The sequence below is a fragment of the Gilliamella sp. Occ3-1 genome (genome assembly GCF_001690655.1).
GTDB classification, from domain to species: domain Bacteria; phylum Pseudomonadota; class Gammaproteobacteria; order Enterobacterales; family Orbaceae; genus Gilliamella; species Gilliamella apicola_P.
In genome coordinates this window covers 17,709-28,891 of the sequence record NZ_LZHQ01000029.1, presented here as the reverse complement: position 1 = coordinate 28,891, position 11,183 = coordinate 17,709, and the positions used below count along the sequence as shown (strand labels likewise).

The 11,183-nt window shown below is 31.7% G+C and carries 10 protein-coding genes, 1 other RNA gene and 1 pseudogene; 1 reads left to right on the top strand and 11 read right to left on the bottom strand.

The window, feature by feature from the left end; translation table 11 throughout:
- Positions 1 to 714 (bottom strand): annotated as a pseudogene (locus tag A9G43_RS09030) (IS3 family transposase); the annotation flags it as partial.
- Between the two features lie 154 nt (positions 715 to 868).
- On the bottom strand, positions 869 to 997 hold the full coding sequence (locus A9G43_RS10935; protein ID WP_176701720.1) for a transposase: 129 nt from the start codon (positions 995 to 997) through the stop codon (positions 869 to 871).
- A gap of 142 nt (positions 998 to 1,139) precedes the next feature.
- On the opposite strand from A9G43_RS10935, the gene A9G43_RS11060 reads away from it, so the two are divergent.
- Complete coding sequence (locus A9G43_RS11060) at positions 1,140 to 1,304, top strand: hypothetical protein (protein WP_176701719.1); 165 nt, start codon at positions 1,140 to 1,142, stop codon at positions 1,302 to 1,304.
- Between the two features lie 13 nt (positions 1,305 to 1,317).
- Here A9G43_RS11060 and A9G43_RS09020 read toward each other — a convergent pair whose 3' ends face one another.
- From A9G43_RS09020 to pheS, 9 genes are all read right to left on the bottom strand, one after another.
- On the bottom strand, positions 1,318 to 3,396 hold the full coding sequence (locus tag A9G43_RS09020) for a capsular polysaccharide biosynthesis protein (RefSeq protein WP_065608450.1): 2,079 nt from the start codon (positions 3,394 to 3,396) through the stop codon (positions 1,318 to 1,320).
- A gap of 23 nt (positions 3,397 to 3,419) precedes the next feature.
- Entirely contained in the window at positions 3,420 to 4,079 is a 660-nt protein-coding gene (locus A9G43_RS09015) for an ABC transporter ATP-binding protein (protein WP_065608448.1), read from the bottom strand.
- Positions 4,079 to 4,882, bottom strand: coding sequence for an ABC transporter permease (locus A9G43_RS09010; protein WP_065608446.1), 804 nt, complete (start codon positions 4,880 to 4,882; stop codon positions 4,079 to 4,081). Before A9G43_RS09010 ends, A9G43_RS09015 begins: the two co-directional genes overlap by 1 nt.
- On the bottom strand, positions 4,882 to 5,781 hold the full coding sequence (locus A9G43_RS09005; protein ID WP_065608444.1) for a hypothetical protein: 900 nt from the start codon (positions 5,779 to 5,781) through the stop codon (positions 4,882 to 4,884). Before A9G43_RS09005 ends, A9G43_RS09010 begins: the two co-directional genes overlap by 1 nt.
- 29 nt (positions 5,782 to 5,810) lie before the next feature.
- On the bottom strand, positions 5,811 to 6,956 hold the full coding sequence (locus A9G43_RS09000; RefSeq protein ID WP_065608442.1) for a polysaccharide biosynthesis/export family protein: 1,146 nt from the start codon (positions 6,954 to 6,956) through the stop codon (positions 5,811 to 5,813).
- A gap of 142 nt (positions 6,957 to 7,098) precedes the next feature.
- An RNA gene (gene ffs / locus A9G43_RS08995) (signal recognition particle sRNA small type) lies at positions 7,099 to 7,194 on the bottom strand.
- Between the two features lie 144 nt (positions 7,195 to 7,338).
- Positions 7,339 to 7,632 (bottom strand): integration host factor subunit alpha, encoded by a 294-nt coding sequence (locus tag A9G43_RS08990; RefSeq protein WP_034913150.1) that lies wholly within the window; start codon positions 7,630 to 7,632, stop codon positions 7,339 to 7,341.
- A 5-nt stretch (positions 7,633 to 7,637) separates the two neighbouring features.
- A complete protein-coding gene (gene pheT, locus A9G43_RS08985) occupies positions 7,638 to 10,025 on the bottom strand; it encodes a phenylalanine--tRNA ligase subunit beta (protein ID WP_065608440.1) in 2,388 nt (795 codons plus the stop codon).
- A 16-nt stretch (positions 10,026 to 10,041) separates the two neighbouring features.
- On the bottom strand, positions 10,042 to 11,025 hold the full coding sequence (pheS, locus tag A9G43_RS08980; protein WP_065608438.1) for a phenylalanine--tRNA ligase subunit alpha: 984 nt from the start codon (positions 11,023 to 11,025) through the stop codon (positions 10,042 to 10,044).
- Between the last annotated feature and the right edge of the window lie 158 nt (positions 11,026 to 11,183).

Sequence of the window (11,183 nt, the reverse complement as noted above, 5' to 3'; positions counted from 1 at the left end):
CCATTCTTCGGTTATTCTCTTTGCTTGTGCTAAGTTGTTAAAAAGATATAAATCGAGTACTTCAGTACGATAGGTACGATTAAATCGTTCAATATAGCCATTTTGATAAGGGCTACCGGGCTGGATATAATCAATGGTTATATTATGTGATTTAGCCCAGTTTATAAAGGTTTTTCCTGTAAATTCTGGCCCATTATCGACGCGTATTTTTAATGGATACCCATGATATTCAGCCAATTTATCTAAGTAACGGGTAACTCTCCCTGCTGGTAAGCTTACTGCAATATCAATGCCTAACGCCTCACGATTAAAGTCATCGATGACATTGAATGTCCTAAAGTGACGCTGATTACGACTACTGTCACTCATAAAATCCATTGACCAGCACTCACCTTGTTTATTGGGGACTAATAACCTTTCCAGGCATCGTGGAGGAATACGTTTTTTACGCTTTACCCTGAGATTAAGCTTTAATTGGCAATACACCCGATACACCCGTTTATGATTCCATTTATAGCCGAGCTTTTTAATACGATTAAAGCATTTAGGAAAGCCCCAGCGTAAATGCCGGTCTGTGATAGCATTCAACACCGAAATAATCACTGAATCATCCTGTAACTTAGGTTGATAATAGTAAGCACAACGGCTTAAGCCAACAATGGCACAATTCATAGCAATACTAACCGAATGATTTTGTTGTAGTTGCTGTGCCCACGTTTTACGTGCCTTTTTGTGAGCACTAAAGCTTTTTTATGATTTCTTCCTGAAGCTGTGATTTTAAACTCAGCTCGGCAAACATCTGCTTAAGCTTGCGGTTTTAGGCTTCAAGCTCCTTTAAGCGTTTGATATCCGAAGTTTCAATTCCGCCTTATTTTTCTCGCCATTTATAAAAAGTTGAATTACCCATGCCATATTTATTGCACAGCTCTTTAACGGAAAGACCAGCTTCAGCTTCTTTTAAAATAGCTACGATTTGATGTTCAGTCATTTTTTTCATCATTAAATCCCCTCTTCTTTTATCATAGAGAATTTTCTACCTTTTTGCTGTACTATTTTAGGAGGTAGTTACAATTGAAGCTTTTTGTGCCTTTAACCAATAGAAATGAACGTTATAAAACCATTTGTTATAGTATTAAACTTTGGTTAAAGTCGAAAAATCTATTGAAGATAAATTAAGACGGCAAGCTAAACGCTATAACAAAACCTATCCGGGTGAAATGCTACACGTTGATACCAAACGTTTACCTTTACTTAAAAATGAAACAACTCAGCGTTTTCCTACAAATAAAATTAATAAAGTCTAAAATTTATATCATATTAATTTAATTTCATATTATAAATAAGAAAAATAATCTGCTTTAACTTATTGAATTGTTTTTTTAACCAAAATTGTCTAATTTGTTTTGAAGTTTTCAATTTTTTATGATTTAAGCAATTAATCAAAGTTTCAGGATCAGTAAAATTTAAAGAATCAGGATGAATATAAATAGCATAATCATACATTACAATATAAATTAATTCGTGTAGTGTTAACTCTCTATTTCTTCTAAAATTAGGGTGCATATCAATTGTTAATCCCCAGCCTGAGTAAAATGGTTGCCCATAACAAATGACGCGTTTGTTTCGAATTAGAGCTTCAAATCCCGCTAGAGAAGTGATTGTATGAATTTCGTCAACCTGCTCAATGCAATCAATAATATCAACAAACTCAATGATATTATCAACATATTTTTTTATTTCGGAGTCATTAACCTTTCCTATTCGATTACCACTTAGAACATCAGGATGTGGTTTATAGATAATATAATCGTTGGGATTATTTTCTCTTACTGTTTTTATTAGTTCTAGGTTTGTTTTTACAACAGGCGAACCGTATAAAATGGAAGCATCATCTTCAACCTGTCCAGGTATTAAAATGATTTTTTCTTTGTTCCCAATAGGCCTAATATTCATTTTCTTACCAACATTGTATTTTCCTAATTTAGTTACAATTAATAAATCTTGTAGTGAGCTAGCTTTTTCTTTTTCTTCTTTATTAACGTTTTTATTTAATAATAAAAATTCTAATTCACTCATGCTCTGAGAATTAAAATAAATACCTAATTTATCAATAACCAGTGAATAAGGCATAACTAGATTAGATCCTAAACCAATAGAACGGATAAAACCATCTTCAATACGAAATGCATTCATACTGTTAATAATTGGAAGTAATGCTTTTTTTCCTTGTCCCCATATTAATAATTTTTCAGTTTTAACTTTGTTTTCTATATCTTTATCATTAAGAATTTTTATATATCTACTGATTGAATAGAATCGACATTTTACAGAAGGTAGTCTTAAATAAGGTAATAATACTTGTTTCTTCCAGAATGAAAATCCAACTAAGTTAATCGTACCTCTAAGTTTATTATTGAGTGTTTTGATTTTTATTAAATAGTTAATAACATCAAATATAGTTCCTTTTTTGCCTGTATAAGGATTAATGTATTTACAATATAATATATAGCTTGCGGTGAACAACTCTAAGACTGTAGCTTGAGTTCTTCTATTAATTACTCGTAAATGGTTTATATTTTTATGCCGATCATCGGTAACTCCCCAACCAGCATACCAGGGCAAACCAAAGGTAATAACCTGTTTACCTAATAAAAGTGCTTCAAATCCCATATGCGATGTAACAACATAAACTTTATTAACATGTTTAAGTAATGAAAAAGTATTTACATCTTCACTAAATAGAATAACAGACTTTTGACCAGCTATTTGAGTTAAATAGCCTTTCTTATATCCATTGATTACATCTGTATGGGTTTTTACATAAATTGTCGAAGATGGATTCTCTTCAATTGCGCAATTTAGCATTGATATAAAAGTTTGTTGACTTGCTCCTCCTAATTCAACAGCCATATCTCCAAAAGTTTGATCAATCACTAACACTTTTTCATTTTGATTGTTAGTTTTATCTTTGAAACCACTAAAATCAGAAGCATGATTATATTTCGTTAACTGTGCTTCAATAATTAATTTTAATGCAGAAGTCGCTTCTTTAATATGTTGATTTAAAATTATTTTATTTTTAATTAATATTTCTAATTCTGAAGGTTTTCTCGAATCATAATAAATTCCAATATTATCAGCAATAAGTGATAGTGGAGGATAGCCTTCTAGTCCTAGACCAATAGAGCGTAAAAAACCATCTTCAAGAGTAATAAATGGTAGTAAATGTTTAGTTGCATATGCCCTAGCTTTAATTGTCGTTGGTCGATATCCCCATCCAGCAACAGCATCAATTTTATTTTTAGTATTTTTATTACTAAACGATAGATCAGAGAAAAAGTGACTAATACTTTTTATAGTTAAAATTTTTTTTGAAAAAACTAGGACATTTTTCATTTAGAGTGCTGTTAATAAAAAGGTTATGTAATTTTCTGTTGATTATTATGGTAAATGTAAGCTTGTTCAATCGTATCAAATTGATATAAGTAACCAGCATCAAGCACCATAGCTCTATCACAATAATTTTTTATAGCATTCATGTTATGTGAAACTAAGATAAGAGCGCGATCTTTTTTATTTTCAAATAATTCTATTTTACATTTTTCTGTAAATCTAGAGTCACCAACGGCAATTACTTCATCAATTAAATAACAATCAAACTCAATTGATAAAGACAAAGCAAAGGCTAGGCGAGCTTTCATTCCTGAAGAATATTTTTTTACTGGCTCATATAAATAATCACCTAATTCCGCAAAATTTTCAACATATTCTTTCGTATTCTCAATGTTACATCCATAAATTCGACAAATAAATCTTAAATTATCCATTCCCGTTAAACTACCTTGAAATGCACCAGAAAAAGCTAATGGCCAAGAGACTGACATATTTCTTATTATTGAACCTGTAGTTGGTTTTTCTATTTCACTTAGAAGTCTAATTAGTGTAGATTTACCCGCACCATTACACCCTAAAATACCAATTTTTTCACCTCTATGTAAAAAGAAATTGATATTATTGAGGACCGTTTTATACCCTTTCCTAGTTAAGTATTGTTTACTTACATTCTTAACAATAATCATCAATTACCCTCAAGAATATAATCTTCATTAATTTTTACCAGAGTTAATCCCAAAAATAACAAAACAATATTACAAAAAACTAAATAACTCACACTTTGATGTGTTATAACTGAGGGACCAAAATATCCGGATCGAAACATTTCTGTTCCATTTATTGGCGGAATATAAAGCAATAATTTTTGAATTTCATGGGGAAAAGTGTCAACCCAAAAAAAAGCTCCAGATAAAGGCATAAGTAGAAAACTTAAAGTTCCCCACATTTTATTGAAAACTTCATATTTAGCAGATAAAACAAAAATAATTAAACTTAGGCCTAAAGAAAACCAACACATTAATCCCCAAGCACACAGCATATAAAAAGGATCATAAGGTGTAGCAATTAGTCCAGCAAATATAAAAATTGATATAACAAATACTTGAGCTGCACTAGCTCCAATCATTTCAAGAAGAAGTCGTGCGTAGACTAAATCTAAAATTTTAATATTACGATGATATAGCAACGCTTGATTGGCGGTTACTGCGCTCTTTGCTCTAGATGAAGCATTACGCCACATCATTACCATTGGATAACCAGTTAATACAAATGCAACAATGTTAAGATTTGATATAGCATTTATTTTAAAAAAATACCACATTAAACTTATTAGAAAAGTTAGTGACATAGGTTCAACAAATAACCAAAGAAACCCAATATTGTTACGCCCATAACGAGTAATAATTTCTCTTAAAATTAAAGCATTTAATACATTAATTTGTATTTTTAATGAACGTACAAATGAAGTTTTAGTAACTACTTCAGCCATTAATCTTTATGCTCTCTTATACCAGCTATAAACAAATTAATAATGCCATATACTAGAAAACTAATTATAAACGTTGCAATGATGTTATATATACGTGCAGGTTTAAATGAAACATCAGATACACTAGGCTGTTCAATTCGTTCAAGATAGAGTTGCTTTTTTGTAATCTCAACTTGAGCATTACGTAAAGATAAAGTAGCCGCTTCGAATTGTTGTTTGGCCACAGTGTTATTAATTAATATCTGTTGATATTCGGCTAAATTCGCATCCTCATTTTTATTTTTTTGAAATTCAGCAAGCGCTTGAGCCTCTTTTTTCATTTGTAATTCGGCATTTTTAAGTTCTGATAATGATGCTGTTATGAGATCTTGTTTAGCTCGTAAATTTATTTGATTAACAAAACCTTCAGCTTGTTTTAATAATTGTTCGTTAATTTTGAATGCATCTTGCATATCAAAAGCATTCACATTAATAGTAGCAATACCAGTTGAACTATCAAAATTAACACTTATCATATTACTCATATATCTAAAAAAATACTCTTTTTTATTATAATAATTAAGGTTAAATCCATTAAAACGGGATATTATATCTCCTTTTTTTGTATACCATTCTTGTACCGGTAGAATTTTTTCAACAGCAGATAGGGCATCTCTAGATTTTATATATGATAAAACTACGTATGAATCATCATTAGAACGTGAAAGACCAACTTTTGAAAAAAAACTACCCAAACCACCCAATGATGATTGAGTATCCGAAGAACGTATAATATATGTTGCTTCAGATGTATAAATATTTTCAGCAACTAATCCAAAATAAATTATCGATAGTAAAGTTGGTAATGATACAATTAGATGCAATAACCAACTTTTTTTTCTTTTAAAATTTAAAAACATAAAATCTCACTAGTGTAATAATTAAAAACTTATTCACTAATCTGGTTAATTTGATTAACAACTCCAACACCCGGTGAGAAAATCGCATATAAGAATTTTTGTAGTTCTAAAATTGGCGCAGATGCAACGTAAACAATATCATTATTCTTAATTTGAAAATTCTTCATTATAAATAATGAGTTAGGATTATTTAAATCTATTTGGAACACCGTAGGTACAAGTTCTTTCTTATTATCAATTGACAAGGTGTCTTGATACCTAAATACAAATACACCTCGTGCATCAGATTGACTATCTCGTAAACCACCAATACGAGCTAATGCTTGAGACAAATTTATTCCAACAGCTTCAAACCTAATTTCTTTAGTTGCCCCTATCGCACCCATTGAAATGAAAGAGCTAGGTTTATTGATCAAAGTAATAACATCATTTTTTTGAAGTTGAACATTAAATTTAGGATTGGATAATACCAAACTTAAAGGAATTTTATTAACTTTATTATTTCTAGTAATTTGTATTAAAGTATCTTTAATATCATACATACTATTACCCAACATGGTAATAGCATCTAACAGTTGTTCGCCTTTAGCTGTTATCGGTATTTTACCACTAAATCTATCACCAATAACTATAGCACTTGACGAACGTTTTTCTAAAACAGAGACAATTACTTGTGGTCGGTTTGCAATACCAGACAGCCTCTCAACTATCTCTTTTTGTATTTGCGTAGGAGTTTTATTAACAACATTTATATTGCCAACAAATGGCAAAGAAATAAATCCTTGAGAATCAACAACGACTATTGGTAATTCAGTTAATCCTGTTTTTGGTACACCTGTATCACTTGAACCTGTAAATAATATTGCTGGAGGTGTTTCGATTACAGAAATTTTAATGCTATCGCCTTTCCCTATATTATCTACTATTTTTTTATCTTGATTGCCTCTTTCATTGATAAATTTCGTAAAGTTAAATGAATTATTTTGGGAGACTTTTATATATTCAGGTGAAATATTCAAATTGACAATTTTAACTTTGCTATAAATTTTATCTACTTCAGAGCGCTGTTTATTCATATTTTTTATAGATGAAAAATTTGGTCCCGAATGAGGTAATAAAGTACAACCGCTTAAAATAATTGCTAGCGTGATTGGAAGAAGGGGTGGTAATTTCAAAACAAATTTCCTTATTCATCAATTAATTATATATTTTCAAGGTGCGTTAGATTACAAATTCACACTTATTATTATTTAATAAAACATTTTATTTATAATTTAAAAAATAGACAAATTTACTACAAATATGCATTGGAGGAGACTCCATTGGCCACATCCCACACACATATTTTTTACTTTGGCTGCTTCCTTCCGGACCTGACCTAATGAGCAAAAAAATGTTGCAAGAGGACCCATAGAGCCTCCATAGAAGAGAGGTATTATGCTTGAATTATAAAATTTTTACAACTACTTTTTATTAAAAAGTAGTTGTTTGACCCCTCTTTAGTTGTTATATCAAGAAAAAAGCTATTATTTATGATGACAGTATTTAATTCAATGATTAGATTACTAAATTTTTCTCAACTCGCTCTCTAAATTTTATACCAGGTCTGAATGTAACAACTCGGCGGGCTGAAATATCAACACTTTCACCTGTTTTTGGATTTCTACCCGGACGTGAATTTTTATCACGTACTGTAAAATTACCAAATCCAGATAATTTAACTGGTTCCCCTTTTTCTAAAGCCACTCGAATCTCTTCAAAAAATAGCTCTACAAGGATTTTAGATTCTTGTCGATCAATATTAAATTTTTCGGCAAGACGATCTGCAATATCAGCTTTAGTTAATGTCATATTATTTATTCTCTTAATAGGGCTTTAAAACGATTTTGTAAGGCTGCAACGCACTTGCTTACAATATTAGTTATGTTTTCTTCTTCAAGCGTGCGTGATTTATCTTGTAAAATCAAACTAATAGCAATACTTTTTTGATCTTCTTTGATATTTTCACCTTGATACACATCAAAAAGAGTCACTTTAATAAGTTGCTCACCACCCGCTTTTTTACACTCTAAAATAATATCCGCTGCTGGTATTGTATTTGAAACAATAATTGCTATATCACGTTTATTTGACGGATATTTGGATAAATCTTGAGCTACAGGTACTTTCCTTTCACTAATTTTAGCTAAATTTATTTCAAAAACAAGCGTTTTACTATTTAAAGACAATTTTTTTTCAATTTCTGGATGTAAAACTCCTAAATGACCTAATAACTCATCATTTAAATAAATCGCTGCGCTTTGTCCTGGATGTAAAGCCGGGAGTTCAGATTTTTTAAACTGAATTTGATCACCACATCCTAAAAGAGAAAAAATTGACTCAAGATCACCTTTGAGATCATAAAAATCTACATTCTTTTTAGGGAGTTGCCAGTGTTCTTCGTATAAATTACCAGTAACAATACCTGCTAACATTAACTCCTGACGTACGCCAAATTCACAATTTTCATCAGGAATAAAACGCAATCCAGTTTCAAATAATCGGGCTCGCGTTTGTTGACGATTTTGGTTATATAGTATCGCATCTAATAACCCAGACCAAAGCGATAAACGCATAACTGACATTTCACTTGAAATCGGATTAGGTAATTTAATTTCTGGATATTCAGGATATAATATTTGCTGAACTTTTGGATCAACAAAGCTATATGTCACCGCTTCTTGATACCCTCTATCAACCAATAAATCCTTTACTCTACGTAATGGGATTTGACTTTCTGGTTTCGGTTTCATTACTGATTCAATTTTCAAATTGGCATTTGGGATATTGTTATATCCGTAAATACGGGCAACTTCTTCAACTAAATCTTCTTCAATTTGCAAATCAAAACGCCAACTTGGTGATTTTACAATCCAAACATTGTCTTTATATTCAACTTTACAACCAAGTCTAATTAAAATGTCGGTGATCTTTTGTGTTTCGATTGTATAACCAATAATGCGATCAATTTTACTACGCCGCAATTGGATAGTTGCTTGTGCAGGAAGTTCAGCTTCATGTGTCACATCAATAACTGGACCTGCTTCTCCACCACAAATATCAATTAATAATTGGCTTGCTCGTTCCATTGCTGTAAATTGTAATAAAGGATCAACTCCTCGTTCATAGCGGTGTGATGCTTCTGTATGTAAACCGTATTCACGTGCTTTACCTGTTATAACTAATGGATTGAAGAATGCTGCTTCAAGAAATACATCTTTAGTTGTTTGTGTTACACCAGATTTTTCACCACCCATAATCCCCGCTAGCGCTAAGATTTTTTTGTGATCGGCAATTACTAAAGTTTTATCATTAAGTTTAACCTCATTACCATTAAGTAAAGTCAGTTTTTCATCTTTGCTTGCATAACGAACAATTATGCCCTTTTCAATCTGCGATAAATCAAATGCATGCATTGGATGGCCAATTTCTAATAATACAAAATTAGTTATATCAATAACGGCATCGATTGAACGAATTCCACCACGACGCAATTTTTCTTTCATCCATAGTGGCGTTTGAGCATTAACATTAATATTTTTAATTACCCTACCCAAATAGCGAGGTGATGCTGTGGGTTCATCTATTTTTATTGATACTGTGTCGGAAATTGTTGCCTGTACACTGTTAACTTTAAGTGCTTGCATTGGAATATTGTTAACTGCAGAAATATCTCTAGCAATCCCAACAATACCAAAGCAATCAGCCCTATTAGGTGTTATACTAATATCAATTGTGACATCGTTTAAATTTAAATATTCACGAATATCTTGTCCCAAAGGAGCATCATCAGGTAATTCAATAATACCATTATGTTCATCAGCAATCCCTAATTCTGAGTATGAACATAGCATGCCTTCTGACGGTTCACCTCGTAACTTAGCTGATTTGATTTTAAAATTACCTGGTAAAACAGCCCCCACTGTAGCACATGCAACAGTCAAACCTTGTCGACAGTTTGGCGCACCACAAACGATATCAAGTAATTTTTCTTTACCTATATCAACTTTTGTTACACGAAGTTTATCAGCATTCGGGTGCTGCATACATTCAACTACTTTACCAATAACAACACCTGTAAAGTCACCTGCTACTTTTTCTACATCATCAACTTCTAAACCAGCCATTGTTAATTGATCAGCTAGCGTTTCGCTACTAATTTCTGGATTGATCCATTCACGTAGCCAACTTTCACTAAATTTCATGTTTTGATCTCCAGAATTAATTAAATTGCTTTAAAAAACGTAAATCATTTTCAAAGAAAGAACGTAAATCAGTGACGCCGTAACGTAACATAGTTAATCGTTCTATCCCCATACCAAATGCAAAACCACTATAAACTTCAGGATCAATACCTACATTACGTAATACATTAGGATGAACCATTCCACAGCCTAAGACTTCCAGCCATTTACCATTTTTAGCTTTAATATCAACTTCAGCCGATGGTTCTGTAAATGGAAAGTAACCTGGTCTAAAGCGTATTTCCATATTCTCTTCAAAAAAGCAGTGCAGAAAATCATGCAATAACCCTTTTAAATGTGTAAAACTAATATCTTTATCAACCAGCAAACCTTCCATTTGATGGAACATTGGTGTGTGTGTTTGGTCATAATCATTTCGATATGTTCTTCCAGGAGCAATTATTCGAATGGGTGGTTTTTGATTTTCCATTGTGCGAATTTGTACTGTTGAAGTTTGCGTTCTTAATAAGCGTTTTGCATCAAACCAAAATGTATCATGATCTGCACGAGCAGGATGATGAGCAGGAATATTTAATGCATCAAAATTATGGTAGTCATCTTCTATTTCTGGACCGGTTTCAACAACAAAACCCAGTTCACCAAAAAAATCAACTAATCGATTAATTGTTTTTGTAACTGGATGTAATCCGCCTAGTTCAAGTGAGTTGCCAGGCAATGTAATATCAATTGTTTCATTGGCTAGTTTTGCATTAAGAGCCTGACGCTCTAAATAATTGCGCTTTTGATTCAATAGCTGAACAACTTCTTGCTTTGCATCATTGATTTTTTGACCCACAGATGGACGTTCATCGGCAGGAACATCACGTAAAGAAGCCATTTGCATTGTAAAATAGCCTTTTTTACCAAAATATTCCACTCGAATTTGTTCGATCGAATTAATATCATTAGCACTTTCAATAGCGGATTTGGCGTTATTCACCAGTTCAACTAATTGAGACATACAGTTCTCCTGCTTATTGTGTTTATTGCATAAAAAAAGCCTCTTTTGAGGCTTTTATAATTGTTTTTTGTTTTTTCTTTGCCTCACGAGTTAGTATTGCTAAAGAAACCAAAAAAGAAACAAAAAATAACTATATTCATAATAAATTTACTCTTAAC